Origin of the sequence: Fusicatenibacter faecihominis (genome assembly GCF_020686945.1) — a bacterium.
In the GTDB taxonomy this organism is placed as follows: domain Bacteria; phylum Bacillota; class Clostridia; order Lachnospirales; family Lachnospiraceae; genus Limivivens; species Limivivens faecihominis.
This window is the reverse complement of the sequence record NZ_JAJEPR010000015.1, coordinates 49,051-75,600: the sequence shown is the minus strand read 5'-3', so window position 1 is coordinate 75,600 and position 26,550 is coordinate 49,051. Positions and strand designations below refer to the sequence as shown.

The 26,550-nt window shown below is 51.3% G+C and carries 23 protein-coding genes; 4 read left to right on the top strand and 19 right to left on the bottom strand.

Annotation, left to right across the window (positions count from 1 at the left end; translation table 11 throughout):
* Window positions 1–235 precede the first annotated feature (235 nt).
* Window positions 236–1,873 (top strand): ABC-F family ATP-binding cassette domain-containing protein, encoded by a 1,638-nt coding sequence (locus LKD71_RS10225; protein WP_227615321.1) that lies wholly within the window; start codon window positions 236–238, stop codon window positions 1,871–1,873.
* A 66-nt stretch (window positions 1,874–1,939) separates the two neighbouring features.
* Here the strand turns inward: LKD71_RS10225 and moaC are convergent, their stop codons facing one another.
* The 3 genes from moaC to LKD71_RS10210 all read right to left on the bottom strand — a co-directional run bounded on the left by moaC (window position 1,940) and on the right by LKD71_RS10210 (window position 6,768).
* A complete protein-coding gene (gene moaC, locus LKD71_RS10220) occupies window positions 1,940–2,416 on the bottom strand; it encodes a cyclic pyranopterin monophosphate synthase MoaC (RefSeq protein ID WP_227615320.1) in 477 nt (158 codons plus the stop codon).
* Window positions 2,417–2,489: 73 nt separating this feature from the next.
* Window positions 2,490–5,696: a carbamoyl-phosphate synthase large subunit gene (gene carB / locus LKD71_RS10215; protein WP_227615319.1), complete on the bottom strand. Its 3,207-nt coding sequence runs from the start codon at window positions 5,694–5,696 to the stop codon at window positions 2,490–2,492.
* On the bottom strand, window positions 5,689–6,768 hold the full coding sequence (locus LKD71_RS10210) for a carbamoyl phosphate synthase small subunit (RefSeq protein WP_227615318.1): 1,080 nt from the start codon (window positions 6,766–6,768) through the stop codon (window positions 5,689–5,691). Before LKD71_RS10210 ends, carB begins: the two co-directional genes overlap by 8 nt.
* 400 nt (window positions 6,769–7,168) lie before the next feature.
* Here LKD71_RS10210 and mscL point away from each other — a divergent pair, with 400 nt between their 5' ends.
* Both mscL and LKD71_RS10195 read left to right on the top strand, forming a co-directional pair.
* Window positions 7,169–7,618: a large-conductance mechanosensitive channel protein MscL gene (gene mscL, locus LKD71_RS10200; RefSeq protein WP_178045614.1), complete on the top strand. Its 450-nt coding sequence runs from the start codon at window positions 7,169–7,171 to the stop codon at window positions 7,616–7,618.
* A 58-nt stretch (window positions 7,619–7,676) separates the two neighbouring features.
* Window positions 7,677–8,930 carry a peptidoglycan-binding domain-containing protein gene (locus LKD71_RS10195; protein ID WP_227615317.1) on the top strand — a complete coding sequence of 418 codons (1,254 nt, stop codon included), beginning with the start codon at window positions 7,677–7,679 and terminating at the stop codon, window positions 8,928–8,930.
* On the opposite strand, the gene LKD71_RS10190 is transcribed toward LKD71_RS10195, so the two are convergent.
* The 12 genes from LKD71_RS10190 to LKD71_RS10135 all read right to left on the bottom strand — a co-directional run bounded on the left by LKD71_RS10190 (window position 8,924) and on the right by LKD71_RS10135 (window position 19,619).
* Window positions 8,924–9,205, bottom strand: coding sequence for a ketopantoate reductase family protein (locus tag LKD71_RS10190; RefSeq protein WP_227615316.1), 282 nt, complete (start codon window positions 9,203–9,205; stop codon window positions 8,924–8,926). The two genes, LKD71_RS10195 and LKD71_RS10190, sit on opposite strands and share 7 nt — an antisense overlap.
* Window positions 9,206–9,209: 4 nt before the next feature.
* Window positions 9,210–10,109: a phosphotransferase gene (locus tag LKD71_RS10185; RefSeq protein WP_227615315.1), complete on the bottom strand. Its 900-nt coding sequence runs from the start codon at window positions 10,107–10,109 to the stop codon at window positions 9,210–9,212.
* A gap of 63 nt (window positions 10,110–10,172) precedes the next feature.
* Window positions 10,173–10,697 (bottom strand): HdeD family acid-resistance protein, encoded by a 525-nt coding sequence (locus LKD71_RS10180; protein ID WP_227615314.1) that lies wholly within the window; start codon window positions 10,695–10,697, stop codon window positions 10,173–10,175.
* Between the two features lie 21 nt (window positions 10,698–10,718).
* Entirely contained in the window at window positions 10,719–11,753 is a 1,035-nt protein-coding gene (locus tag LKD71_RS10175; protein WP_178046385.1) for a M50 family metallopeptidase, read from the bottom strand.
* A 1-nt stretch (window position 11,754) separates the two neighbouring features.
* The gene (locus tag LKD71_RS10170; protein WP_227615313.1) at window positions 11,755–12,897 is read right to left on the bottom strand and encodes a 1-deoxy-D-xylulose-5-phosphate reductoisomerase; all 1,143 of its coding nucleotides are present in this window, start codon (window positions 12,895–12,897) and stop codon (window positions 11,755–11,757) included.
* Between the two features lie 21 nt (window positions 12,898–12,918).
* Window positions 12,919–13,728 carry a phosphatidate cytidylyltransferase gene (locus tag LKD71_RS10165; protein WP_227615312.1) on the bottom strand — a complete coding sequence of 270 codons (810 nt, stop codon included), beginning with the start codon at window positions 13,726–13,728 and terminating at the stop codon, window positions 12,919–12,921.
* 1 nt (window position 13,729) lies between these two features.
* The gene (locus LKD71_RS10160; RefSeq protein ID WP_227615311.1) at window positions 13,730–14,437 is read right to left on the bottom strand and encodes an isoprenyl transferase; all 708 of its coding nucleotides are present in this window, start codon (window positions 14,435–14,437) and stop codon (window positions 13,730–13,732) included.
* 56 nt (window positions 14,438–14,493) lie between these two features.
* Window positions 14,494–15,045, bottom strand: a complete 552-nt coding sequence (gene frr, locus LKD71_RS10155) for a ribosome recycling factor (protein WP_178046381.1) — start codon at window positions 15,043–15,045, stop codon at window positions 14,494–14,496.
* 19 nt (window positions 15,046–15,064) lie between these two features.
* A complete protein-coding gene (gene pyrH / locus LKD71_RS10150) occupies window positions 15,065–15,760 on the bottom strand; it encodes a UMP kinase (protein ID WP_178046380.1) in 696 nt (231 codons plus the stop codon).
* Window positions 15,761–15,824: 64 nt separating this feature from the next.
* A complete protein-coding gene (locus LKD71_RS10145) occupies window positions 15,825–18,032 on the bottom strand; it encodes a DNA topoisomerase III (RefSeq protein ID WP_227615310.1) in 2,208 nt (735 codons plus the stop codon).
* A gap of 3 nt (window positions 18,033–18,035) precedes the next feature.
* Window positions 18,036–19,220, bottom strand: coding sequence for an HD-GYP domain-containing protein (locus tag LKD71_RS10140; protein ID WP_227615309.1), 1,185 nt, complete (start codon window positions 19,218–19,220; stop codon window positions 18,036–18,038).
* Window positions 19,221–19,232: 12 nt separating this feature from the next.
* Entirely contained in the window at window positions 19,233–19,619 is a 387-nt protein-coding gene (locus LKD71_RS10135) for a metal-sensing transcriptional repressor (protein ID WP_227615308.1), read from the bottom strand.
* A 241-nt stretch (window positions 19,620–19,860) separates the two neighbouring features.
* Between LKD71_RS10135 and LKD71_RS10130 the strand changes: the two genes are divergently transcribed.
* Window positions 19,861–20,229 (top strand): metal-dependent transcriptional regulator, encoded by a 369-nt coding sequence (locus LKD71_RS10130; RefSeq protein WP_178045963.1) that lies wholly within the window; start codon window positions 19,861–19,863, stop codon window positions 20,227–20,229.
* 50 nt (window positions 20,230–20,279) lie between these two features.
* On the opposite strand, the gene LKD71_RS10125 is transcribed toward LKD71_RS10130, so the two are convergent.
* The 4 genes from LKD71_RS10125 to LKD71_RS10110 form a co-directional block, all read right to left on the bottom strand.
* Window positions 20,280–22,166, bottom strand: a complete 1,887-nt coding sequence (locus LKD71_RS10125) for a DUF5696 domain-containing protein (protein ID WP_227615307.1) — start codon at window positions 22,164–22,166, stop codon at window positions 20,280–20,282.
* 13 nt (window positions 22,167–22,179) lie between these two features.
* On the bottom strand, window positions 22,180–23,055 hold the full coding sequence (locus tag LKD71_RS10120; protein ID WP_227615306.1) for a homocysteine S-methyltransferase family protein: 876 nt from the start codon (window positions 23,053–23,055) through the stop codon (window positions 22,180–22,182).
* 174 nt (window positions 23,056–23,229) lie between these two features.
* Window positions 23,230–25,320 (bottom strand): efflux RND transporter permease subunit, encoded by a 2,091-nt coding sequence (locus LKD71_RS10115; RefSeq protein WP_227615326.1) that lies wholly within the window; start codon window positions 25,318–25,320, stop codon window positions 23,230–23,232.
* A gap of 136 nt (window positions 25,321–25,456) precedes the next feature.
* Window positions 25,457–26,440, bottom strand: a complete 984-nt coding sequence (locus tag LKD71_RS10110) for an AraC family transcriptional regulator (protein ID WP_227615305.1) — start codon at window positions 26,438–26,440, stop codon at window positions 25,457–25,459.
* Window positions 26,441–26,550 lie beyond the last annotated feature (110 nt).

Sequence of the window (26,550 nt, the reverse complement as noted above, 5' to 3'; positions counted from 1 at the left end):
TGCCGGAAATATGCGGTTTTAGCGATTTTTAACAAAGTCTTTTTCAAAATCCACAAGAGTCAACACAAAACCAATTTGTCTTTTTTCGGAAGCAGCCCGGTTTTTTCCATTTTTCACTTGCTTTTTTTCTGTTTTCAGTTAGAATAGAAACGATGCAGTCAAAAAACATGTGAAAAGCCAGGAAACCGCTGTATGACCACATGCAGTCCTGTTTCTAAGGAGGTACAATACAAATATGATCAGTGCAAATAATGTCACTCTTCGAATCGGCAAAAAAGCCCTTTTCGAGGACGTCAACATCAAATTCACCGAAGGCAACTGCTACGGCCTCATCGGAGCCAACGGCGCCGGAAAATCCACGTTCTTAAAGATTCTTTCCGGTCAGCTCGAGACCACCAGCGGCGATGTCATCATCACCCCGGGCCAGCGTCTTTCCGTACTGGAGCAGGACCACTTCAAATACGACAGTTTCCCCGTACTGGACACCGTCATCATGGGAAACCAGCGCCTCTATGATATCATGAAGGAAAAAGAAGCCATCTACATGAAAGAGGATTTCACCGACGAGGACGGTATCCGCGCCAGTGAGCTGGAGGGTGAGTTTGCCGAGATGAATGGCTGGGAGGCCGAGTCTGATGCCGCCACTCTCTTAAACGGTCTGGGCATCGCTCCGGAGCTTCACTACTCTCTCATGAAGGACCTGAACGGAAGTGAGAAGGTGAAAGTTCTTCTGGCCAAAGCCCTTTTCGGAAACCCCGATATCCTTCTGCTCGACGAGCCGACCAACCATCTGGACCTCGATGCAATCAGCTGGCTTGAGGAGTTCCTCATCAACTTCAACAATACGGTTATCGTCGTTTCCCATGACCGTTATTTCCTCAACAAGGTCTGCACCTTCATCGCCGACATCGACTACGGCAAGATCCAGCTCTACGCCGGAAACTACGATTTCTGGTACGAGTCCAGCCAGCTGATGATCCGTCAGATGAAAGAAGCCAACAAGAAAAAAGAGGAAAAAATCAAAGAGTTGCAGGAGTTCATCTCCCGGTTCAGCGCCAACGCTTCCAAATCCAAACAGGCTACGAGCCGTAAACGTGCCCTGGAAAAAATCCAGCTGGATGAGATCCGTCCTTCCAGCCGTAAATATCCCTACATTGATTTCCGTCCCAACCGCGAAATCGGAAATGAAGTGCTCACCGTAGAAGGCATCAGCAAGACTATCGACGGTGTGAAGGTTCTGGACAACATCTCCTTCATCCTCGGCCATGACGACAAGGTTGCTTTCGTCGGCGGAAACGAACTTGCAAAAACCACCCTCTTCCAGATTCTCACCGGAGAGATGGAGCCCGACGAGGGAAGCTATAAATGGGGCGTGACCACCAGCCAGGCTTATTTCCCGAAGGACAGCACGAAAGAATTCGACAACGATCTGGTTATCGTTGACTGGCTGACCCAGTTCTCCGAGATCAAGGATGCCACCTATGTCCGCGGCTTCCTCGGAAGAATGCTCTTCGCCGGCGACGACGGTATGAAGAAAGTCAAAGTCCTCTCTGGAGGAGAAAAAGTCCGCTGCCTGCTCTCCAAGATGATGATCTCCGGAGCCAACGTACTCGTTCTGGACGAGCCGACCAACCATCTGGATATGGAGTCCATCACCGCTCTGAACAACGGTCTCATCAAATTCCCGGGCGTGATTCTCTTCGCTTCCCGCGACCATCAGATCGTTCAGACCACGGCCAACCGTATCATGGAGATCCTGCCGAACGGCACCATGATTGATAAGATCACCACCTACGATGAATACCTCGAAAGTGATGAGATGGCAAGAAAACGTCAGGTATACACCAGCGAGGATATGCCGGAAGATAACTAATTTTACTGAAAAAAGCCTGGAGCAATGTTGTTTCGTCTGCTCCAGGCTTTTTTTATCTGTCAAAAATCAAAAATGGAACTCTCCGCTTTTTCCTCCGGTCTTCTCTTCCAGGTGAACATCCGTCATAATCATCCGTTTGTCCAGGGTCTTGCACATGTCATAGACCGTGAGCAGGGCTACAGAGATGCCGGTGAGAGCTTCCATCTCCACACCAGTCTTTCCCTCCAGCTTTACGGTGCAGCGGGCGATGACTCTGGGTGAGGGCTTTTCCTCCAGCGCAAAATTGACTGTACAGTTCTGCGTCAGCAGCGGATGGCACATGGGAATCAGGTGGGAGGTCTGTTTCACCGCCATAATTCCTGCCACCTGGGCCACTGTGAGCACATCTCCTTTTTTGATCTCGTGGCCTTTGATGGCAGAAAGCACCTCCTCGCTCACCAGAAGGCTTCCCACCGCCGTGGCCGTACGGATCGTGGGATTTTTTTCTGTCACGTCCACCATACGGGCGTTTCCGTTTTCGTCAAAATGTGTCCATTCGGGCATTGTTTTTCTCCTTTTTCAAAAAAATTACCGCAGAAATCCAAAGATCTCTGCGGTAATTTTTTATTCTCTATTCTCAGATGTTTTTCACAGTTGCGATATCAATGAGCTCCAGCTTACGGATATCGGTGTTCTCAAGACTGGTTACAAGAGCTCTGGCCGTATCCATAGCGGTCAGAACATTGACGCCGGTCTCAATGGCGGTACGGCGAATCACGAAACCGTCTCTGGAATGCTCGACGCCCTGGGGCGGAGTATCAATGACAAGGTCAATCTCGTGGCCGAGGATCAGGTCCAGAAGGTTCGGTGACGGCTGCTCCACCTTGTTGGTGCGGACAGCGTGAACGCCTGCCTCCTGAAGAACTTTGGCAGTTCCCAGAGTAGCGAAGATCCGGTAGCCGATCTTCTCAAAGCGGCGGGCCACATCGATGATGTCCTCTTTGTCCTCATCTCGGACGGTGATGATCATGTTCTTGTATTTCGGAAGGTTGATGCCTGCTCCAAGGAAGGCCTTGTAGAGAGCCTCGTTGAAGGTCTTAGCGATTCCCAGACACTCACCGGTGGATTTCATCTCCGGTCCAAGGCTGATATCTGCGCCGCGGATCTTCTCAAAGGAGAACACCGGCATCTTGATGGCGATGTAATCAGCTTCCTTCTGAAGTCCCGGTGTGTAGCCAAGCTCCTTGATCTTCCGGCCCAGGATTACTTTCGTTGCCAGAGGAACGATGGGGATACCGGTTACTTTGCTGATGTAGGGAACCGTACGGCTGGAACGCGGATTTACCTCGATGACGTAAACATCCTCGCCGCAGACGATAAACTGGATGTTGATAAGTCCGATGACATGAAGGGATCTCGCCAGCTTCGCGGTGTAGTCAGTGATGGTGGCTTTTACTTTATCATTGAGGCTAGGTGCCGGATAAACGGAGATACTGTCTCCGGAATGGATACCGGCGCGCTCGATGTGCTCCATGATACCCGGGATCAGGATGTCCTCCCCGTCGCAGACAGCGTCGACCTCGATCTCTTTTCCTACCAGGTATTTATCTACCAGGATCGGATGTTCCTGGGTATAACGGTTGATGATGCCGATGTATTTTTCCACATCCTCGTCATTGATGGCGATCTGCATGCCCTGTCCGCCCAGTACATAGGAAGGACGAACCAGAACCGGATAGCCCAGCTCATTGGCCGCCTTGATGCCCTCTTCTGCGGTAAATACGGTATGTCCCTTGGGTCTCGGGATCTGGCACTCTTCCAGGATTGCATCGAAGAGCTCACGATCCTCTGCCGCATCTACGTTCTCTGCGGAGGTTCCGAGGATGGGCACACCCATCTTCATCAGAGCCTCGGTCAGTTTGATAGCGGTCTGTCCGCCGAACTGAACCACAGCTCCGTCGGGTTTTTCGATATTTACCACGTTCTCCACATCCTCGGGAGTCAGCGGCTCAAAGTACAGCTTATCAGCGATATCGAAGTCCGTACTTACGGTCTCCGGGTTGTTGTTAATGATGATGGTCTCGAAGCCTTCCTTTTTAAATGCCCAGGTACAGTGAACGGAGCAGAAATCGAACTCGATACCCTGACCAATACGGATGGGGCCGGAACCGAGAACCAGAACTTTTTTCTTTCCGCTGGTCTCTACTGCTTCGTTCTCACGGCCGAATACGGAATAGTAGTACGGGGTCTCAGCCTCGAACTCTGCCGCACAGGTATCTACCATTTTATAAGCGGCTACGATACTGTTTTCATAACGAAGATTCTTGATCTCCTCCTCACTCTTTCCGGTGAGGCGGGCGATGACATTGTCCGGGAACTCCAGTCTCTTGGCTTCTTTTAAGAGGTCAACGGTGAGCTCCTGGGTCTTCAGGGCCTGCTCCATCTCCACGAGGATGGCAATCTTATCGATGAACCACTCGTCGATCTTTGTGATGGAGTGGATCGTCTCATAGGTAACACCGCGGCGGAGAGCCTCAGCGATAACCCAGATCCGGCGGTCGTCAACGACTTTCAGCTGTTTGATGAGAGCGTCGTCGTCCAGATCGCTGAAATCATAGGAAAGCAGGCAGTCCACATGCTGCTCCAGAGAACGAATGGCTTTCATCAGAGCGCCCTCGAAGTTATCACAGATGCTCATAACCTCTCCGGTTGCCTTCATCTGAGTTGTAAGGGTTCTCTTTGCGGTGATAAATTTATCGAAGGGAAGACGCGGAATCTTGACCACGCAGTAGTCCAGCATGGGTTCAAAGCTCGCATAAGTCTTTCCGGTGATGGCATTTTTGATCTCGTCCAGGGTGTAGCCAAGAGCGATCTTTGCTGCAACCTTTGCGATGGGGTAACCGGTGGCTTTACTTGCCAGAGCAGAGGAACGGCTTACACGGGGGTTTACCTCGATGACGCAGTACTCGAAGCTCTCCGGATGAAGGGCAAACTGTACGTTACAGCCTCCGGTGATCTTCAGCTCGGAGATGATGTTCAGAGCGGAGGTACGGAGCATCTGGTACTCTTTATCTCCCAGGGTCTGGGACGGAGCTACTACAATACTATCTCCGGTATGCACGCCAACCGGGTCGATGTTTTCCATGTTGCAGACCGTGATCACGTTTCCTGCACTGTCACGCATTACCTCGTACTCGATCTCTTTCCAGCCGGCGATGCAGCGTTCTACCAGAACCTGACCTACACGGGAGAGACGAAGACCGTTCTCCAGGATCTCCACCAGTTCTTCATAGTTGTGAGCGATACCGCCGCCGCTGCCGCCCAGGGTGTACGCCGGACGAAGCACAACCGGGTAGCCTATCTTCTCAGCGAAAGCCACGCCGTCTTCTACGTTCTCAACAACCAGGGAAGCTGCAATGGGCTCGCCGATTTTCTCCATGGTTTCTTTAAATTCCAGACGATCCTCCGCCTTCTTGATGGTCTCTGCCGTGGTACCGATGAGGCGGACGTTGTGCTCTTCCAGGAAACCTCTCTCGGCAAGCTCCATGGCAAGGTTCAGTCCAGCCTGGCCTCCCAGGGTCGGAAGGATGCTGTCGGGTTTCTCTTTCTCGATGAGCTGCTCTACTACTTCCACAGTCAGCGGCTCTATGTAAACTTTGTCAGCGATATCTTTATCCGTCATGATGGTAGCCGGATTGGAGTTTAAAAGTACGACCTCGATGCCCTCTTCCTTCAAGGAACGGCAAGCCTGGGTTCCCGCATAGTCAAACTCTGCTGCCTGGCCGATGACGATAGGGCCGGAGCCGATCATAAGAACTTTCTTGATTTCTGGATTCTTAGGCATTCTTTTTTACCTCCATCATCTTCATAAAACGGTCAAAGAGCACACCGGAATCCCGGGGTCCCGGGGAAGCCTCCGGATGGAACTGCACGGTGAAAATATTTTTTCCCGTATAGGCAAGACCTTCGTTGGTTCCGTCGTTTACGTTTACAAAAGCGGGCGTTGCCACCTTCGGATCCAGCGTATCCATATCCACCACATAACCATGGTTCTGGGAGGAAATGTAGACACGGCCGGTGGTCAGATCTTTCACCGGATGGTTGCCGCCGCGATGGCCGTATTTCATCTTATGGGTATCTGCGCCAGTAGCCAGAGCCATGAGCTGATGGCCGAGACAGATGGCAAAGATGGGGATCTCTGTGTCATATAGCTTTTTGATCTCGCGGATCACGCCGGTACATTCCTTCGGGTCTCCAGGGCCGTTGGAAAGCATGATACCGTCGGGTTTGGACGCGATGATCTCCTGCGCGGGGGTGTCTGCCGGGTAAACTGTAACCTCGCAGCCTCTCTCATTCAAGGAACGGGCAATGTTTCTCTTGGCACCCAGGTCCAGAAGAGCTACCTTCGGGCCCTCTCCCGGAATCACATATTTCTCCTTGCAGGTAACTTTCTCCACAACTTTTCCAGTAGTGTAGGCTTTCAGCTTCGGTATGATCTCATCGAGGGAATAGTTCTCGTTGGTGGTGATCATGCCGTTCATGGTACCTTTTTCACGAAGGATCTTTGTCAGGGCTCTGGTATCTACTCCTGCAATTCCCGGAATGTTGAATTTTTTCAGGAAATTCTGAATGGTGTCCTCAGAACGGAAGTTGCTGGGCATACGGGAGAGCTCCCGTACGATATATCCATCCGGCCAGGGGCGTCCGGACTCCATGTCTTCATAACAAATACCATAGTTTCCAATCAGAGGGTAGGTCATTACCACTGCCTGTCCTGCGTAGGACGGGTCGGTCAGGACTTCCAGATAACCGGTCATGGAAGTGTTAAAAACGATTTCGCTGATTACCTCCCTGGTTGAACCGATGCTGGTTCCGGTAAAGACGGTTCCGTCTTCCAAAATCAGAAATGCTTTCATATGTCACCTAATCCTTTCTAAACAGTTGCGGGGCACATAAAAAAAGAGACGGGAATAAGAACTTCTGTTTTCCTATTCGTCGTCCCCCCTTACTTTTGCTCAAATTGTCGATATTTTATCACATCCATTTTTATTTTTCAACTGTTTTTTTACTAAAAATGCATTTTTTCCGTGCAGACAACTTTTTTCTATGATATATTTATGATGATGTTGGGGTCAAAAGGTCATTCTCACACCTGTGCTTGCACAAGGGGTGAGATATGATCTTGAGACACGCCCCGATATGAGCATAAAAGTGGAGCGTAAGCTTCACGATATGCGAATAGCGGGGCGGATTGCGTGAGTGCAAAGCACGGAGCAATCCGTGAGCACTACTAACTACTATAAGGAGGAACTCTTTATGAGCAAGATCACAGAAGAATTCAAAGAATTCATCATGCGCGGCAATGTCATGGATATGGCTGTCGGTGTCATTGTCGGCGGAGCCTTCAGCAACATCATCAATTCCCTGGTAAACGACGTCCTTATGCCTGTCATCAGCATCGCCACCGGAAAGGTTGACTTTTCCAATCTTTTCATCGCCCTGGACGGCCAGTCCTACCCCACCCTGGAGGCAGCGAAGGCATCGACTTCCGTTTTCGCTTACGGCTCCTTTATCCAGACCGTGATCCAGTTTCTGATCATTGCCTTCTCTATTTTTATGGTAGTAAAAGGTATCAATGTGATCCGCCGCCCGAAGCCGGAACCGGAAACAGCACCTACCACCAAAGTATGTCCTTATTGTAAATCCGAGATTCATATCGACGCGGTAAAATGCCCTCACTGCGCTTCTGAGCTTCCGAAAGAGTGAGTTTTAAGCGGCACCCCTGCTGCATAAACTGTAGGGAAAGTCTTTCAGAGGTTGACTTATGCCGCAGACTCTTTCTTCTGATACACCGGATAAAGGCCGGCTCCGCATTCATGTGGACTCGGCCCTGACCCGTTCCCCTGTGGAAAATGCCCGGATCCGGATCTTCGATACCGGCCAGCCGGAGAAAGCCCTGGAGGAGATCGGCACCGACACAAATGGAAATTCTGAAACCGTGGAGCTTCCTGCTCCGCCCATTGAGTACAGTATGGAACCCAGCGAAAACCAACCCTATTCGGAATATACTTTCCAGATTCAGGCAGATGGCTTTGAGCCACTTTCCATCTCGGGGGCAGAGATTTTTTCCGGCTCTCTGGCCCTCCAGGATGTAAGACTCTCCCCCTTAGAGGCCTCCGGCGACTTCCAGAATTACACAATCCCCGCTCATACGCTTTTCGGCAATTATCCGCCAAAGATCGCCGAGGCAGAAATCAAGCCCGTCAACGCTTCCGGTGAGATCGTCCTGAGCCGGGTGGTCGTGCCGGAATACATCGTGGTCCACGACGGCTCCCCCAGGGACAGTACAGCCCAGGATTACTATATCCGCTATTCGGATTACATCAAAAATGTGGCCTCCAGCGAGATCTACGCCACCTGGCCGAGGGCGGCGATTGTGGCGAATGTGCTGGCGATTATGTCATTTACGCTGAACCGGGTGTATACCGAATGGTATAGAAATAAGGGCTATTCCTTCACCATCACTTCCTCTACCGCTTTCGACCACAAATGGATCCCCAACCGGAACATTTTTGAGAGTATCTCCGAGGTGGTAGATGAAGTCTTTGCAAGTTATCTCTCCCGGCCCAATGTGCGCCAGCCCATTCTGACCCAGTACTGTGACGGGCAGAGGGTCAGCTGCCCCAACTGGCTCTCCCAGTGGGGTTCCAAATATCTGGGGGATCAGAATTATACACCTGTTGAGATTCTCCGCTATTATTACGGGGATGATATGTATATCAACTCTGCCGAGGAGATCTCCGGCATCCCGGCTTCCTGGCCCGGGGAGACTCTGGATATCGGAAGCCGCGGGCAGAAGGTCGAACAGCTCCAGGAGCAGCTCAACGCCATCTCCAACAGTTATCCCCTGATCCCGAAGATCCGGGTAGACGGCATTTACGGAGAGGAAACACAGCGGGCTGTGGAAATCTTCCAGGATATCTTCGGCCTTCCCGAGACCGGCGAGGTGGATTACCGGACCTGGTATAAGGTCCAGGAGATCTATGTGGGCGTGACCAGAATCGCAGAGCTTTACTGATGAAAAAGGAACCTCTCAGTCATTGTTTTCAGTGACTGGGCGGTTCCCATATAAAAAATACAGGCCGGCCGCTCCCTGTAATGCTCCATATCCGTCGCGGAAACAGGCAGCGTCTCCATGGAGCCATCCCACATTCTTTCCACCGTCAGACCCTTTTCCTGCATCTTCGCCAGATGCTCGCCGCGGGCAATCAGCGTCACATCTTTTCCTGCCTTTGTCATGTAAAATCCGATCATACCGCCGGTTCCGCCAGCGCCGATAACTGCGTATTTCATCTTGCTATCTTCCTTCTTTCTCAGCCAAAATCTCTCTTGCCAGCTCTCTTGCATGATTATAATACCATCTGTCGTCATCCTCATCCGCTTCGATAAATTCCACATATTCATTGAGGACGGCCAGCTTGATGTCATATAAATACTGTTCATAATCCAGTTTCTCAACCAAGTTTTCGTAAACGGTATTCAAAAACAGACGTTTCTGCTCATCGTTCATGTAAAACGGAAAGGTCGCCCGGTCTTCTGTCGCATGGGCGATAAACCGCGCAAGGTCCAGAGAATAGGGCATGATACCGCCAAAGCCCCAGTCAATGATAAATACCTGTCCGTTTTTATCAATCACATTGAACTCCAGGAAATCACCGTTTGACAGGGTTCTGTGGCAGGTCTTCTGTCTTTCAAAAAAGAGCCCGTAGGCTTCGCCGATTTCAGGCTCATCCTTGATGCAGGCGAGTCTCCGGCTGATTCTTTCCAGATAGACTTCAAAGCGTTCCCTGTCCGGATGATTCCAGAAAGCATTCTGAATCTGAACAATGCTTTTCGCCGCCGCTTTTGCCAGCTCATCCGTCATATCTCTTAAATCATTGCCCTCGATGCTCTCGAGCATGATCCAGATATCCGCGCCGTCGTCCCAGCGCCCATAAAATTTGGGAACACAGAAATCTTTTTGCTTCAGGTATTTCTCATAATTTGAAACCTCCCGTTTATCCGCTTTTTTCAGCATCCGATCACCCTCTGGCGTCACAAGCTTATAAACGTCGTATTCCCTGCAGTCGGCTTCTTCCTCTCCGTACTGCTCACAGATTCTGTATATTTTTCCAAAAGAAGTATCCGGTAAGATTCTCTCTGCAATCTCCCGGATTTCTTTATCCTCCACTTCCTTTTCGTACATTCCTATTTCCATACAAGTCTCCTTTAAAAAGCCAAAAAGGACGGAGTTTATGTCAAAAACTCCGTCCCCACCGGTTTACTCAAACAGTTTTTTCAGTCTGTAATACCACCAGAAGTCGCAGAAGCCGTCCACCAGCAGTGTGAAGCCCAGGAAACGCATGAGAAGCATCGCGCTTCCGAAGGGATTCAGAACCAGAACCAGGCCGAACACGGCTACCACAATGCCCATGGGCAGAAGGTATTTCCAACGATAATCCAGTTTCCGAAGGTTCAGTGCCTGATTGATCGTCACCAGACCGTCCATGAGGATGATGAGGCCGATGATCACCGGCAGAATGGAAAGCAGAACCTCGGATTTAAAGAGAGCCACCAGGCCGATGACCACGAGGATCACGCCCACGATGAGTTCCAGCTGGAACACGCCGCCCAGCTTTCTATCCTTCCAGTAACCCCAAATCTTCCAGGCGCCGTAGACAAAGGCGCAGATGCCAAGGACATAGCAGACTGCCCGAGAAAAGGCTACCGGGTGGATCAGAAGCAGGATGCCCAGCACCAGATAAACAGCGGAAAAAGCTCCCTGATTTGTGAAAAAGCTCTTCATATCAATCGCCTCCAAAAATAACTAAAAGAGTTTTCTTACGTCATTGAACATAATCACAACCATCAATGCCATCAGAGCCAAAAGGCCGATCATATGGACCATGCCTTCTTTCTCCGGGTCGATGCGTTTGCGGCGGATGGCTTCCAAGAAAAGGAAAACCAGGCGGCCGCCGTCCAGAGCCGGAAGAGGCAGAAGGTTCATGACACCCAGGTTGGCAGTCAGAAGAATGGAAATATTCAGCATGTTCAGCCATACATAGAAGCCGCCGTCGGCTTTGCTCTCATTATAGGTGCTTCCAATCATGTTGACCACGCCCACGGGGCCGGACATATCGTTGAGTCCCAGCCTGCCGCTGATCAGAAGTTTCAGGCCGTCCAGCGTGGTGGCAATCCAGTATTTCACCTCGTAGGCGCTGTATTTCAGTACGCCCACAGGGCCAAGCTTTGTGCGGGCGCCGGAGACGGAAATTCCCATCAGCTTTCTGCCGACTTCCTCATCCATCTGAAGCGTGATATCCGCGGTTTTCTTCTCTCCCTCGTGCTCCCAGGTGACGGTGATCGTCTCCTCGTTGGGATGATAGAGGGTGTAGCCGGTAATCTCCCGGGCCACATGAATCTTCTGATTGTTCATTTTCAGAATCCGGTCTCCCACCTGGATACCGGCCTCGGCTGCGGGAGTTCCCTCTCCCACATAGCTGATCACCGGAGCGTCATAACCGATGCTTCCGATGATAAAAAGGGATAAGAGAAAAGCCAGAATAAAGTTAAAAATCGGGCCTGCCGCGATAACGGAAATTCGGGCCCAGACGGATTTGCTTCCGAAGGAGCCTTCCTCTGTGGTGGCCTCATCCTCTCCCAGCATGGCACAGGAGCCGCCGAAGGGAAGGAGCTTCCAGGAATACCGGGTGCCGCCCTTTACCGTACTTAAAATTCTGGGACCCATGCCCAGAGAAAACTCCAGCACTGTCACTCCATTGTATTTTGCCAGGAGAAAATGACCCAGCTCATGAATGATAATGATCAGGCTGAAAATAAAAAGTGCAAGAATAATACTCAACCTACCACCTGCTTTCAATTCGTTCGTATGTTGCCTGCTCTGCTGCCAGAATCTCTTCGATGGAAGGATTCGGAATAACCTTATGATGTTCCATTGCGTCGGAAATTATATCATAGATATCCAGGAAACGAATCTTCCGATGCAAAAACTTGCTCACAGCCCGCTCATTGGCCGCGTTGAAGACCGTTGGCATGCTACCGCCAGTTCTCGCCGCCTGAAAGGCCAGGGGCAGACCAAGGAAGGTATCCGTATCCGGTTTCTCAAAGGTAATTTCCTTCAGTTTCCAGAAATCCAGCCGGTCTCCCGGAAGGTAACGCCGCTCCGGATAATAGAGGGCGTACTGGATCGGAAGCTTCATATCCGGTGTCCCAAGCTGGGCGATGACAGCTCCGTCCTTAAATTCTACCATCGAATGGATGATACTCTTCGGCTGGACTACCACCTGAATCCGGTCCAGATCCACGCCGAAAAGCCATTTGGCTTCCATGACCTCCAGCCCCTTATTTACCAGGGTGGCAGAATCGATCGTGATCTTCTGGCCCATGGACCAGTTCGGATGTTTCAGGGCGTCCTCCACCTGAACATTCTCAAGTTCCGCCCGGTTTTTTCCCCGGAAGGGACCGCCGGAGGCTGTGATAAGAATCTTCTCAATTCCGCCCCGGTCTTCCCCGTGAAGGGCCTGGAAAATGGCGCTGTGCTCGCTGTCCACCGGAAGGATCTGAACACCCATCCGCTCTGCCAGAGGCATGATGATATGCCCCGCCGTCACCAGAGTTTCCTTATTTGCCAGGGCGATATCTTTTCCGGCTTTGATGGCCTCGATCGTGGGAAGAATACCTATCATTCCCACAATGGCCGTCACCAGGATATCCGTCTCGGGCAGCGTGGCAATCTCGATGAGACCGTCCATTCCTGTCACGATGCGGATATTCATATCTTTTAACCGTTCTTTCAGCTCCTTCGCTGCATCCTCGCGGAATACAGCGATGACAGAAGGTTTAAATTTTCTCGCCTGTTTCTCGAGAAGGTCCACATTTCCGTTGGCAGAAAGGGCTTCCACCTGAATGTCGCCGTTGTTTTCCACTACCTCCAGGGTCTGGGTGCCGATGGAACCCGTGGAACCTAAAATCGCTATTTTTTTCATACGCATTCCTCCGCTTCTTTTTTACAGAAGGGCAATGGCAAGGAAATAGATCACCGGAGCCGTGAAGATCACGCTGTCGAAACGGTCGAGAATTCCGCCGTGTCCGGGAATCAGCTTGCCGTAATCCTTGATGTTGTGGTTTCTCTTGATACCGGAAGCCGCCAGGTCTCCCACCATGGAGATGAGAGCTCCCACTGCACAGATCAGGGCGTAAACCGCCGGGCTGTGATCAAACTCCGGGAAAAATTTTCCGGCTGCCAGGGCATAGATAAGACCCAGAAGCGCAGCTCCCACAACGCCTCCCACAGCGCCCTCGATGGATTTCTTCGGGCTTAAGACAGGAGCCATCTTGTGCTTTCCGATGAGGATGCCCACACAGTAAGCGCAGGTATCGCAGCCCCAGGAGCAGAGGAAAATCAGCCATACCAGAAAGGCTCCGCCCTCAAGACTCCGGGTGAGATAAATATAGGAAAGCATCACGGAGACATAGACCACGCCGAAGAAGGCCGCCATGACCTGGTCCGCATGGTATTTCGGATATGTAAATACATAGACGGCCATCAGTACGATCAGAATAAAAATCATATCCATCATACTATATGCCTCAAATCCGAAAAGTAACAGCAAATAATAGGAAGCCACACCGAGAGCCCCGATTAAGGCCAGAAGGGAAAAGCCCTTTTCCTGTACGCCTGCAGCCCGGTAAAGCTCCGTCAGGCCGATGAGAGACACCAGGAATAAGGTTCCCCAGAGAAGGTAACTGCCGCTGATGATGGTCACAAGAGCGATGATCACCAGGACAATACCACTGAGCAGTCTCGTTTTAAACACGTTATCCCTCCTTCACTCCGCCGTAACGCCGGTCACGGCTGTTGAACTTCTCGATGGCCTTCCAAAGCTCCTCCTTGGTAAAAGCGGGCCAGGGCACATCGGTAAAATAAAATTCTGTATAGGCCAGCTGCCAGAGCAGGTAGTTGGAAAGGCGCTGCTCTCCGCTGGTGCGAATCAGAAGGTCCGGATCCGGCACTTCTCTCGTGTCCAGATAGCCGGAAATGCAGGCCTCGTCGATGGCATCAACGGCCAGCTTTCCGTCCTTCACATCCGCTGCCAGATGGCGGACCGCTCTCGTAATCTCGTCCCGGCTGCCGTAATTGATGGCGATCTGGAAATTCAGTCCGGTGTTGTCCTTCGAGGACTCCTCCAGCTTTTTCAGGCTCTCCTGAAGATCCGGATCCAGAGCTGTGGGATCTCCCAGTACCCGTACTTTCATATTATTTTTCTGGGCAGTCTTGATACAGGTCTTTGTGTAGCTGCGGAACAGCCTCATGAGGCCGTCCACCTCTTCCTTGGACCGCTTCCAGTTTTCCGTGGAAAACAGATAGACCGTCAGATATTTGATGCCCATATTCCAGGCATCCTCGCAGATCACTTCCAGGTTCTTGGCTCCCCTGGAATGACCGTAGTTTCTGGGCATGCCTTTGCTCTTCGCCCATCGTCCGTTGCCATCCAGAATGATCGCAACATGCTGCGGTATCACCATATTTATTTCCTCCAGAAACAATTTTAGGCGCTGCCAAAAAGCAGCGCCCAGCTGTTTTATACTGTCATGATCTCCTTGGATTTCTCTTCCACTGCCTTGTCGATCTCTTTGATATACTTATCGGTGAGCTTCTGAACGTTATCTTCCAGCTCTTTGATCTCATCCTCGGATACGTCGCTGCCTTTCAGCTTCTTGAAGGCATCGTTTGCATCGCGGCGGATGTTGCGGACTGCAACCTTCGCGCCCTCGCCTTTTTTCTTTACCTCTTTGGCAAGATCTTTTCTGCGGTCCTCGGTAAGCTCCGGGAATACCAGGCGGATGCAGGTACCGTCATTGGTGGGGTTGATGCCGATATCAGAAACCATGATGGCTTTCTCGATCTCACGGATCATCTTTTTCTCCCAGGGCTGGATCATCAGAATCCGAGCTTCCGGAACGGTGATGTTTCCCACCTGCTGTAAGGGGGTCGGTGTTCCGTAGTAGTCCACGGTGATCTTGTCCAGTACATGGGGATTGGCACGGCCTGCGCGGATCGTACTGAAATCCTTTAACAGACTGTCGTAGGATTTGCTCATTTTTGTCTCATATGCTTTGATTCTTTCATCCATATCTTTTTCCTCCCGGTTATTATACAGTCACCCTTGTGCCTTTAAAATTGCCTTTTACGGTTTCTACAATGCTGTTCTCCTCATTGAGGCCGAATACCAGCATCGGCATCTTGTTCTCCATACAGAGAATGGAAGCCGCCATATCTACCACACCCAGTTTTTTGTCGATAACTTCCTGGATGGAAACCTCGTCATACTTCTTCGCGTTGGGATTTACTTTCGGATCGCTGTCGTATACGGCATCGATGGATTTCGCAAGAAGGATCACATCCGCCTCGATCTCAATGGCACGCAGCACCGTGGCCGTATCCGTGGAAAAATAGGGATGGCCGGTTCCGCCGGCATAGAAGGTTACCATGCCTTTGGAGAAGCACTCGTTTACCAGATCCTTGGAAAAAAGCTCAGTAAACGCTCCGCAGGCGAAGGGAGTGAGAACCTTGGTCTTCATACCTACAGAACGGAAAATCTCAGATACATAAATACAGTTCATAACCGTAGCCAACATACCGATCTGGTCAGCCTTGGTCCGGTCGATCTTCTCGCTGGAACGGCCTCTCCAGAAGTTGCCTCCTCCGATCACGATACCAACTTCCAGTCCATCGTCAACGAGTTCTTTTACCTGACGGGCAACAGCGGTAACAGTGGGCTCGTCAAATCCCGTCTTTTTATCACCGGCCAGTGCCTCGCCGCTTAATTTTAATAATACTCTTTTCATGTAAGCACCTCTGCTTCTTTAGATTCAGGGATAGTATAGCACAACTCCCCGTAAACAGCAATCTTTATTTATCCAGCTTAAGGCCTGAAAGCGCCGCCGCAAAGGCGTTGTTTATGGGCTCCTCCGCCTCTTTTTTCTGTTGATTCAAATAGCGGGCTACGTCCCGTTTGTTGACTCCGGCGCCCTCTTTTTCCCGGCGCTTTTTGAAGGCGGAAAGCTTCTCCTTGTAACCGCAGGTGGAGCAGACAAAGGTCTCCTCCTCCCCTTTTACGATCATCTCCATCTTCTTGTGGCAGTTCGGGCAGCGGGCGTTGGTGGTCCTGGAAAGGGTCTCCCGGTAGCCGCACTCCCTGTCCTGGCAGACCAGAAGCTTACTGTTCTTTCCGTTGACTGCCAGAAGAAATTTGCCGCAGCGCGGGCATTTCTTGCCGGTAATGTTCTCGTGGCGGAAGGCACCGTCGGCGGTCTTGATCTCAGAGATCAGCTCCTCGGTATAACCCCGGATGCTGGAAAGAAAGGCTTCCTGCTTTAATTCTCCCCGGGCGATCTTTCCAAGCTTCAGCTCCCAGGAAGCCGTAAGCTCGGGCTTTTTGAGATCCTCCGGTACCAGGCCCAGAAGCTGGCGGGCCTTGGAGGTAATGTAAATATCTTTTCCTTTTTTCTCCATCAGGAAGCTCTTGAAGAGTTTGTCGATGATGTCCGCCCGGGTGGCCACCGTACCAAGGCCCCCGGTCTCGCCCAGAGTCCTGATGTAGGTCTTATCCCTGGATTCCATATATTTCACCGGATTTTCCATCGCAGAGAGAAGGGTCGCCTCGTTAAAACGGGCCGGCGGCTTCGTCTTTCCGGCGGTGAGCTCCGTTTTCTCAATTTTCAGTTTCTCGCCTTTTTTCAGCTCGGGAAGCTTCTGTTCCTTAGGAAGCTCTTCCGCAGTCTCATCCTCGTCCTCCCCGGAAAAGACCTCCGTCTCGTAGGCTTCCTTCCAGCCCTGGCTCTGAACGATTTTTCCCCGGGCCGTGAAAATGCCCTCTCCGGCCTCGGCCTTCATCGTGGTCTCGTCATAGGTGAAGGGCGGCATCAGCACCGCCAGAAAACGGCGTACCACGAGATCGTAGATCTTCCGCTCCTCGTTGGTCATATGGGAAAGGTCCACAAACTGCTCCGTCGGGATGATCGCATGGTGGTCGCTGACTTTTTTGTCATCCACAAAGGAAGCGTTCGTGTGGATCGGCTTCATGGCCAGAGTTCCCGCGAGCTTCCGGTAAGGGCCAACCGCGCAGGCCTTCAACCGCTCCTTTAAGGTCTCCGCCACATCTTTTCCGATATAGCGGGAATCCGTCCGGGGATAGGTGAGAACCTTGTGATTCTCATAGAGACGCTGCATGATGTTCAGAGTCTCCTTGGCCGAATAGCCGAAACGGCGGCTCGCATCCCGCTGAAGCTCCGTGAGGTCGTAAAGACCGGGAGCATTCTGCTTCTTGGAAACCTTCTCCACAGAGGTCACGGTAAGGGCTTTTCCCTCGAGCTCTTTTTTCAGCTTTTCCGCCCGTTCCTTATCAAAGGTGCGGTAGCTTCCGCTCTTCTTATCCTGCCAGCTCCAGCGGATACCGGCGGCTTTCAGCGTCAGGCCGAAATATTCCTTCGGCACAAACTCTTTGATCTCCTGCTCTCTTCTCGCGATCATCGCCAGCGTCGGCGTCTGGACACGGCCGCAGGAAAGCTGGGCGTTGTATTTGCAGGTCAGGGCCCGGGTGGCGTTGATACCCACGAGCCAGTCGGCCTCCGCACGGGCTGCTGCCGCCCGGTAAAGGTTATCATACTCTCTGCCATCCCGAAGGTGCTCGAAGCCCTCCCGGATGGCCTTATCCGTCACAGAAGAAATCCAGAGCCGCTTGATCGGTTTCTGGCAGCCCGTGATCTCCAGAATCCAGCGGGCTACAAGCTCTCCCTCCCGTCCTGCATCTGTGGCGATGACCACGCTTCCGACGTCTTTCCGGAAAAGAAGGGCTTTCACTGCCCGGAACTGCTTGCCGGTCTGAGGGATCACCACCAGTTTCATTTTGTCCGGCATCATCGGGAGAGTCTCCATCTCCCATTTCACATATTTCTTATCGTAGGCTTCCGGGTCTGCCAGCGTCACCAGATGGCCCAGTGCCCAGGTGACAATGTAGTCCCGTCCTTCCATTCCACCGTCCAGTTTCTTTTCACAGTGAAGGACCCGGGCAATATCCCGGGCCACAGAAGGTTTCTCTGCGATTACCAATGCTTTCATAAGTTACCTCCGAAATAATTTTTCCAGATCATCCACGATCATGGGATCAATCTCTCCCGCCTGCGCCATCTCTTTCATGATCTGAACGGCGCTCTCGTGGGATTTTTCCGCCTTATAGGCTCTCGGCTCCCGAAGAGCCTGATAGATATCCACACAGGCTACCATCCGCGCCGGATAGAAAAGTTGCTCTCCCGAAAGGTGGAAGGGATAGCCTTTTCCGTTGAGCTTCTCATGATGCGCGGAAGCCCACATCGTAATTTCCTGAAGACCGGAAATCCGGTTCAGTATGTAATAGGTATAAAGGACATGGTTCCTCATCTCCTTCACTTCCTGCTCAGAAAGAGTTCCGGGTTTATTTAAAACCTCAAGCGGAATCACCAGTTTTCCCAGATCATGAAGCGCTCCGGCAAGGCACAGCTTCTCCCGGATCACTTCCGGATACTGGTAATATTCCGCCAGAAGCTGAATCCTCCGGGTGATCTCTCTGGAATGGACGCAGGAAGGACCGCAGCGCTCGTCCACGATCCGCGCCATGAGTAAGGAGAATCTCCCCACTTCTTCCTCCGTCCACTCCCTGTGATCGTCCGGAAGGATTTTTCTCAAATATTCCTTGATAAAAAGATCCCCTGCTTCCAGCCTCGGCTCCGCCCGGAAAAAGAGCTCCACGGCTCCGGGATCCAGCACTCTGCCTTTCAGTTCCTGCAGTTTTCTTTCTATCTCTTCTTTTCTTAGCGTTTTCTCATCCCAGCCAGCCTCCAGCCGGCTGACCCGCTCTGCCAGATGAAGCCAGCCTGCTTCCCGCGGATATTCCCCGGCTTTTCTTCCGAAAGCGCCGCTGCCGTCCCCTCTTTCCCTGTGAAAAAGGACCAGATGGGGCTTCGGATTTCGAATCGGAAGCTGCATAAAATTCTCTTCTCCCGCCAGAAGCCGGAACTTCAGTTCTTCCTTCGTCCCCTCTTTTTCCCGGCAGAGACCGCCCTGGGAGCGCGTAATTCCGCTGTCATGAAAAAGCCCTGCCAGAGCCAGCTGGTAAAGCTTCTCTTTTTTCAGACCCGCACACTCGCCCATCCGCACCGCAAAATAGGCGGTCTTTTTCGCATGGACTTTCGGCAGCGGATGCCATTCACTCTCCACATGGTCCAGAGCCTCCGAAAGACCGTACAAAAGTTCAAAAAGACTGAGCTTCATATAAGCCGCCTCCTATTTTACAAAGGAATCGATGGCCTTATTCAGCTGCCGCAGGCTTTCTTCATCCCCATTTTCAATGGCTTCCACGATACAGTGGGCAATGTGTTCCTTCAAGACTAGTTTACCCGTATTATTCACCGCGGATTTCACCGCCGCGAGCTGGATCAGCACCTCACTGCAGTCCCGGTCGTTCTCCACCATGGTCTTGATGGACTGGAGATGCCCGATGGCCCGGGAAAGCCGGTTCAGGACCGCCTTTTTCTCCGCGTCCGAATGAACGTGATGATGGCCGCCGGGGCCATGGCAATGACCGTGCCCGTGATCGTGGTCATGGTCTCCTTCTTCATGACTGTGAGCCAGGCCCAGGGCATGAAGTTTTTCGTGTTCTGTATTATTCATTTCTTTATCCTCTTACGCATTTTTAGAATAGTATAAATCACCCTGCTTCTTTTGGCAAGGCAGAGTGCGTTTTTCTTTTTCCTGATAAGTTTTCTCATCTGCTGCGAACCTTCTCCTCACTGAACAAAATTTCTCACTTTTTCATTTGTTTTTTATGGCATTTCATGGTATTCTAATAAAAAGAAGTAAGGGGGGACTGTTTCCTGCTCTATGCTTCCTTTGAATAGGAGAGTGTGAAAGATTGAAAATTCAAGAATCTGCTGAAAACTATCTGGAGTCCGTTCTGATCCTGCAAAAACAGAAAGGCCATGTGCGTTCCATCGACATCGTCAACTACCTGGATTTCTCAAAGCCCAGCGTCAGCGTAGCTATGAAAAATCTTCGGGAAAATGGTTACATTCATATGGATGACGGTTATATCACCCTGACAGAAAAGGGAATGGAGATCGCTCAGACCATGTATGAACGTCATACCGTCCTTTCCCAGTGGCTCATCAGCCTGGGCGTAGATGAAAAAATCGCCGTGGAAGATGCCTGCCGCATGGAACACACTATGAGCACGGAAAGTTTTACCGCTATCAAGAACTTTATCACCCAGAACCAAGCCTGAAAAAAGACAACCCGGATCCGCACGAAGATCCGGGTTGTCTTTTTTTCTTTTTATTTCGCTTCGATCTCGTAGGTGCCTTTGCAAAGATCCACGGTTACTTTCGTGCCGTCTGCAAAGGTCGTTCTCTGCACCTTGTAATCGCCGTTTACAAATTCGTGGCTCACCATCTCTTCTTTTGCCACCTTCTCATGAAGACCGCTGACAATCTTGCAGCGTTTCACAGTCTCCTCGGGAGTCAGATGTATATAGCCGTCAAAAGCGCCGTCGATGTTCGGGTAAGCGCCGTCTCTCACAAGATAGGGAGCGCCGCCGTTCAAGAGGGCATAGAGCATGTAATCGTCCGTATCGTTCAGCTTCTCCATCATCCAGGGCTCGATCACACAGTCATGATAAACCAGGTTAAAGAGTGGCAGGCTCACGCCGATCTGCTCGGTGCCCGGTGTCTGGAGCATAAAGGAATAGGGCGCATAATGGCAGAATACCAGGCTCTTCATGGCCCAGTCGGAGGCCTCCTCGGAGCTCGGGAGAATGTTTCTGGAAATCAGTAAATCAAAGCATTTCTTCCGGTTCTCATAGCACTCTTTCCGGCTCATCCGGTGTCTCGGGTTGTCGCACTCGTCTCCTTCGTTGCAGGTAAAGACATCGAGGTAAGCGCCATCCAGATGAATGCCGTGATTTTTAATCTCGGTGAAGTTTCTTCTCACATAGTAAGGAGCCTGGGTCGCGCAGAGGTAGGACTGGGGACCGCCGGCCCAGCGGGCATGCTCCGGAATGGAACCGTCGGTGAGACGGACAGCGTAATCCTCGTCAAAGGAAGGTGCGTCCTTATAGTAATCCCGGTACTGGTCATGGATGCCGAAAAGGTAGCCCAGACGCTGCATGGTATCGGAGAGAGATTTCATCTTCTCCCAGCCGCCGGCTTCCTCGCAGGCCGGCAGATAATCCGGATGCTTGTTGTCATAGCCCGGCTCTGCCCAGCCGTCCAGATGGAAATAGAGTTTCTCCACTCCGAACTCGTGGAACTCCTCCATCTCCTTTTCCCGTACGGCAAAAGGTGTGAGGGAGTTGTTTTTCTCCGGGGCTGCGGGATCGAAAAACTCGGATTTCGGGTTCACGCTGGTCTTGATGCCCTTATGGACGAAGGAAGCGCCCACGAGACGATCCACGGAAGGAATCCGGGCAGCCTTCTCCTTTAAGGTAGCAGCCAGATCGTTCTCAAACATGTAGTTCCGGTAGATCTTGCACATGGTATTATAGTCGCAGTCCTTCCGGAAGCTGTATCTCATGATCCGGCGGTAATCCATCTTTCCAAGGCTGGGCTCCCAGCTCACAGAAACATGGGTGTAGGGACCTCCTGCCGGATGCTCCAGCTCAGTGAAACCATTCCAAGGCGTGAGGGCGATGGCGATGTAGCCTTTTCCCTCCCGAATCTGGGAAAACCAGGACATGTAACCGCCTGCAGTGCAGAACTGTCCCTTGAAATGCAGCGGGCGGCTCGGAACTTCCCAGGTATTGGGAATCAGATAGCCCTGGCGTTCGTTGACCAGCGTATACCAGTCCTCTCTCTTCTCCTCGAAAGCCATGGGGCCCGGCCAGAAAAGCTTTGTGATCTCGCCGCTCTCTTTGATCGGCACCCACTCGAAGAAAACATCTCCGGTACATTCCTCGATCCAGGCGTAGGTCTCAAAGGCCAGCTCTTTTTTCTCGCCTGCAATGGTAAAACCGGAATAGCTGCTCCGGATGCCCTTGCCAATGCCGTTCTTTACCGCCTCATGACGGATCGAAGCCGCATCGGAAAAGAACACTTTTTCCTCTCCTGCGAGAAAACAGGGCCGGTAGTCTTTTTCCCAGCTCCAGCTCTCTCCCTCCGCCTCTACATTAAAACATAAGGTGGCCTCGTCCAGGGACAGGACTCCTTTTGTGCTTTCGATTTTCATTTTCAATCTCCTTTTATCTTCCCAGTATTTTATGTACGGCCCGGATGTATTCCGGAGTCGTGCCGCAGCAGCCGCCCACAATGCCGGCTCCCGCCTTGATCAGATCACCGATACAGCGGGCAAAACGCTCCGCGTCCATGTCATAGACAGCCTCTCCGGTTTCCGTGATAAAGGGCATGCCTGCGTTGGGTTTTGCCACAACAGGCACCTCTGCCACCTGCTTCATGGAAGCGATGACAGCCGTCAGCTGATCCGGTCCCACCGAACAGTTCACACCCACAGCGGAAGCTCCCATACCCTGAAGGGTCTCCACAGCCTCCACAGCGTTTCCATTATAATAGGCGCTGCCGTCAGCTTCCACGGAGAGCGTGCAGATGATCGGAAGATCGCAGACAGCCTGGATCGCATCCAGAGCCACGCTGGTCTCGTCCACACCCAGCATGGTCTCCACGGTGAAAAGATCCACGCCTGCTTCCACCAGGGCTTTGGCCTGCTCGCTGTAGATCTCATAGAGTTCTTCAAAAGTCATCTCGCCTCTCGGCTCCATCATTTTTCCGGTGGTGGTCATATCTCCCGCCACATAGGCTTTTCCACCCACAGCCGCTTTGCTTAAGGCCACGAGACGGCCGTTGAGCTCATAGACATCTTTTTCCCTGCCGAAATTCTTCATGCTGTAAGGGTTGCAGCAAAAGGTCGGCGCATACACGATCTGGCTTCCCGCCTCCACATAGGCGCGCTGGAGCTCCTGGAGAGGTTCCGGGTGATCCAGGATCCAGAGCTCCGTACTGGTTCCTTTGGGCATCCCCGCTTTGGTCATATTGGAACCTGTCGCTCCATCCAGAAGTACCACTCCCTTATCTGTCAGGGCTTTAAATTCATCTCTTGTCATGTCTTTCGTTCCTTTCTGTCTGTTCTTTTTCAGCGAAGACCATTTCCACTTCCGCCTGTGAGATTTGGGAACCGCCTTAACGTGCCTATTATAAACCCTTTATGGAAAAAAAAGCAATGTTTAAGGTCAAAAAAATACCGCGAAGCTTTTCTCCGCGGTACTTTTTCTCAGTTTTTAGTTGGCTGCTTTCTTTTTCTTGCCCAGGAAACCGATGGAGGTTTTGACAATCAGCTTGTCGAAGAGCATGAACATGGCCGGCAGGACAAAGATTACGACGATCATACTGATGAGGGCTCCTCTGGAAAGCAGGGTACAGATGGAACCGATCATATCTACCTGTGAATAAACGGAGATACCGAAAGTGCAGGCGAAGAAGCTGCAGCCGCTGGTCACGATGGACAGCATGCTGGTCTTATGCGCGATGGCAACGGCTTCTTTCTTATCTTTTCCTCTCTGACGCTCTTTCTGATAACGGCTGGTCATCAGAATTGCGTAGTCTACGGTTGCTCCCAGCTGAATGGTACCGACAACGATACTGGCCACGAAGGGAAGGCTGATACCCTGATAGAAGGGAATGGCCATATTCACAACGATGGCGAACTCGATAACGGCTACCAGGATCACCGGCAGGGAGATGGATTTGAAGATGATCAGGATGATAACAAAGATCGCTGCGATGGAAGCGATGTTTACATTCTGAAGGTCGATATCCGTTACATCCTGCAGGTCTTTCATCAGCGGAGCCTCACCGATAACCATTCCGTTGCTGTCATATTTCTTTACAATGTCACTGATCTGGGCGATCTGGGCATTTACCTCGTCCGTCGCTGACTCGTACTTGGAACTTACGAAGGCCAGCTCGTACTGATCGCCCTGGAGCATGCTCTTTAAGTTATCCGGGATCATGGAATCCGGAACGGAAGCGCCCAGAAGGGTGTTAATACCGATGGTCCATTTCACACCGTCTACATTCTTCACTTCATCAAGCATCTTGGCTTTTTCTGTACCATCCATGTTTTTATCCATCATGATGATGTGCATGACGCTCATATCGAAGTCCTCGCTCAGCTTCTCATTGGCGATGTTGGAATCCAGATCCGCCGGAAGAGACTTCGCGATGTTGTAGTAAATACCGGTATGATTGTTTCCATAGATAGCCGGCAGCAGCATAACACAGAAAATTGCCAGCCAGATCTTGTAATGCTTTGTGATAAAGGCAGATACCTTATCCACCTTCTCTGTCTTAAAGAGAGATTTGTGTCTGGTCTTCTCGATCGGCTTGTCAAAGATCAGGATCATGGCCGGAAGCAGGGTAACACAGCAGAGCACACCGATGATAACGCCCTTTGACATAACGATACCGAGGTTTTTACCAAGGGCGAAGGTCATCATACAGAGAGCTGCGAAACCGGCCACCGTCGTGATAGAACTTCCTGTGATGGACTTGAAGGTGTTTGCAATCGCGTGACCCATGGCCCGGTTATTGTCATCCGGGAACCGCTTTTTGTTCTCCTCGTAGCTGTCCAGAAGGAAGATCGAATAGTCCATGGTAACGCCCAGCTGAAGGACGGCTACCAGAGCCTCCGTGATGTAGGAAATCTCTCCCAGAAAGACGTTGCTTCCCATATTATAAAGGATGGAAATTCCGATACAGAGAAGGAAGATGAAGGGAACCACAATGGAGGTTCCGGTGATCTCCAGAACGATAAGTGCCAGAACAGCTGCGATGGCTACATAGATCGGCAGCTCCTGCATACACAGGTTCTTGATATCGGTAACGATTCCTGTCATACCACTGATGAAGCACTGTTTATCGACCATCTTACGCATCTCGGTCAGTGCCTCCATGGCATCGTCGGAAGATGTGGTATTGTCAAAAAGCACCAGCATCATCGTGGCATCTCCGTTGAAGAAGCTCGTTCGTAAGTTTTCCGGGATCATCTCCACCGGAAGGGTGATGTCCGCCACGTCGTCATACCAGAGGACATCTTTTACATGTTCCACCTCGCTGAACTGTTCTTCCAGCTTCTGTACGTCTTTCATCTCCATATCTTCCACGACGACCATGGAGAAGGCGCCCATTCCAAATTCGTCCACCAGAATATCCTGGCCGCTTACGGTTTCCAGGGTGTCCGGCAGATAACTCAGCAGATCGTAATTGATCCTGGTCTTTATAATTCCAAGCACTGAGGGAATAATAAGCAGAAAACCCAGGATGCAGATCAGTACCTTATGTTTGGCTATCCATTTGCCCATTTTCACCAACATATTTCTATTCCTCCTCGTAGTTAATGACCATCAGTCATTTTGCACAGTTGCTACTCTACTACAGAAATGACCATTAGTCAATAATTATTCGGAAATTTATACTTTTTTAACGGATTTCCCGGAAAGCCCGTATTTACAGGCGTACCTGGCCTCCGGCACTGTTCTTTTTCCGGAATTCCTTGGGGGTCAGCTGGTAGCGCTCCCGGAAAACACGGTGAAAATAGCTGTTGTTCTCATAGCCCACCGCCGCGATGATATCGTTCACGGAAAGGGAGGTGTCACAGAGAAGCTGAACCGCTTTGCTGAGCCTTTTTCTCTGGAGAAGCTCTGTAAAATTGGCCCCGGTGCCCCTTTTGATCATCCGGCTTAAGGTGTGTATGGGCAGCCGTAAGCGGTCGCAGAGTTCCGAGAGGGAGGCGGTCCGGTAGTTCTGCTCAATATATTCCAGCACGGTCATCACCAGCACATCCTCGTACCGGTCCTGCCTCCGCATTTTGGCCAGCTGGACGGACTCACTGAGATAGAGAAACAGAAGTCCCATCGTGATCTGGTTGATCCGGTTCTGGTCTTTTTTCCCGGAAACCACGGAATCGATCATATTTTCCAGGAGATTCTGAATCTGCAGCACCTCCGAGACCCTGAAATGGAGAAATTCTCCCTTCTCCTCGTCCTTCCTCAAAAGATTCACGAGAAAATCCGTCAGCACGCTGTTGTTTCCGATCATCTCATAGGCCACATCAAAAAATTCCGGCAGAATGATAAAATTGATCGCGATATCGTCTCTCCCCGCCGGAAGGATCTCGTGGCGCGTGAACTGGTTGAGAAAGAGAAGCTCGCCTTTTTTCACGGCCACCTCTTTTCCCCCGATGATGTTGGTAATTGTCCCCTCGCAGGTGTAGAGCACCTCCACATAATTGTGCCTGTGCTCTGGAAAATGGACAAAGCGGGTGTGGGTTCTCACATTGATGAGTTCTCCCCGCTCCAGCATCTTCCTGCTGTCCACCGTGAAATCTTTTCCTGATGTATAAAGAGTCCTGTCCACGCCCTCTTCCCCAGCCAGGATTTTCTCCTCCTCTGGCGTAATGGCCCGAAGTTTTTCCAGTAATTCTTCTCGCATAGTCTTTGGTTACGTCCTTTTGTCTTTTTTCATAGGCTACCATAATCCAGCGGAGCATGCAAGAGCGGGAAGCTTTTTCCCTATTTTAAAAAAGCCCCGCGTCCATTTTC

Bases quoted from the DNA above. Each gene is read 5' to 3' on its own strand.
- LKD71_RS10225 (WP_227615321.1), top strand. From the start codon at position 236: ATGATCAGTGCAAATAATGTCACTCTTCGAATCGGCAAAAAAGCCCTT.
- moaC (WP_227615320.1), bottom strand. From the start codon at position 2,416: ATGCCCGAATGGACACATTTTGACGAAAACGGAAACGCCCGTATGGTG.
- carB (WP_227615319.1), bottom strand. From the start codon at position 5,696: ATGCCTAAGAATCCAGAAATCAAGAAAGTTCTTATGATCGGCTCCGGC.
- LKD71_RS10210 (WP_227615318.1), bottom strand. From the start codon at position 6,768: ATGAAAGCATTTCTGATTTTGGAAGACGGAACCGTCTTTACCGGAACC.
- mscL (WP_178045614.1), top strand. From the start codon at position 7,169: ATGAGCAAGATCACAGAAGAATTCAAAGAATTCATCATGCGCGGCAAT.
- LKD71_RS10195 (WP_227615317.1), top strand. From the start codon at position 7,677: ATGCCGCAGACTCTTTCTTCTGATACACCGGATAAAGGCCGGCTCCGC.
- LKD71_RS10190 (WP_227615316.1), bottom strand. From the start codon at position 9,205: ATGAAATACGCAGTTATCGGCGCTGGCGGAACCGGCGGTATGATCGGA.
- LKD71_RS10185 (WP_227615315.1), bottom strand. From the start codon at position 10,109: ATGGAAATAGGAATGTACGAAAAGGAAGTGGAGGATAAAGAAATCCGG.
- LKD71_RS10180 (WP_227615314.1), bottom strand. From the start codon at position 10,697: ATGAAGAGCTTTTTCACAAATCAGGGAGCTTTTTCCGCTGTTTATCTG.
- LKD71_RS10170 (WP_227615313.1), bottom strand. From the start codon at position 12,897: ATGAAAAAAATAGCGATTTTAGGTTCCACGGGTTCCATCGGCACCCAG.
- LKD71_RS10160 (WP_227615311.1), bottom strand. From the start codon at position 14,437: ATGGTGATACCGCAGCATGTTGCGATCATTCTGGATGGCAACGGACGA.
- frr (WP_178046381.1), bottom strand. From the start codon at position 15,045: ATGGATGAAAGAATCAAAGCATATGAGACAAAAATGAGCAAATCCTAC.
- pyrH (WP_178046380.1), bottom strand. From the start codon at position 15,760: ATGAAAAGAGTATTATTAAAATTAAGCGGCGAGGCACTGGCCGGTGAT.
- LKD71_RS10145 (WP_227615310.1), bottom strand. From the start codon at position 18,032: ATGAAAGCATTGGTAATCGCAGAGAAACCTTCTGTGGCCCGGGATATT.
- LKD71_RS10140 (WP_227615309.1), bottom strand. From the start codon at position 19,220: ATGAAGCTCAGTCTTTTTGAACTTTTGTACGGTCTTTCGGAGGCTCTG.
- LKD71_RS10135 (WP_227615308.1), bottom strand. From the start codon at position 19,619: ATGAATAATACAGAACACGAAAAACTTCATGCCCTGGGCCTGGCTCAC.
- LKD71_RS10125 (WP_227615307.1), bottom strand. From the start codon at position 22,166: ATGAAAATCGAAAGCACAAAAGGAGTCCTGTCCCTGGACGAGGCCACC.
- LKD71_RS10120 (WP_227615306.1), bottom strand. From the start codon at position 23,055: ATGACAAGAGATGAATTTAAAGCCCTGACAGATAAGGGAGTGGTACTT.
- LKD71_RS10110 (WP_227615305.1), bottom strand. From the start codon at position 26,440: ATGCGAGAAGAATTACTGGAAAAACTTCGGGCCATTACGCCAGAGGAG.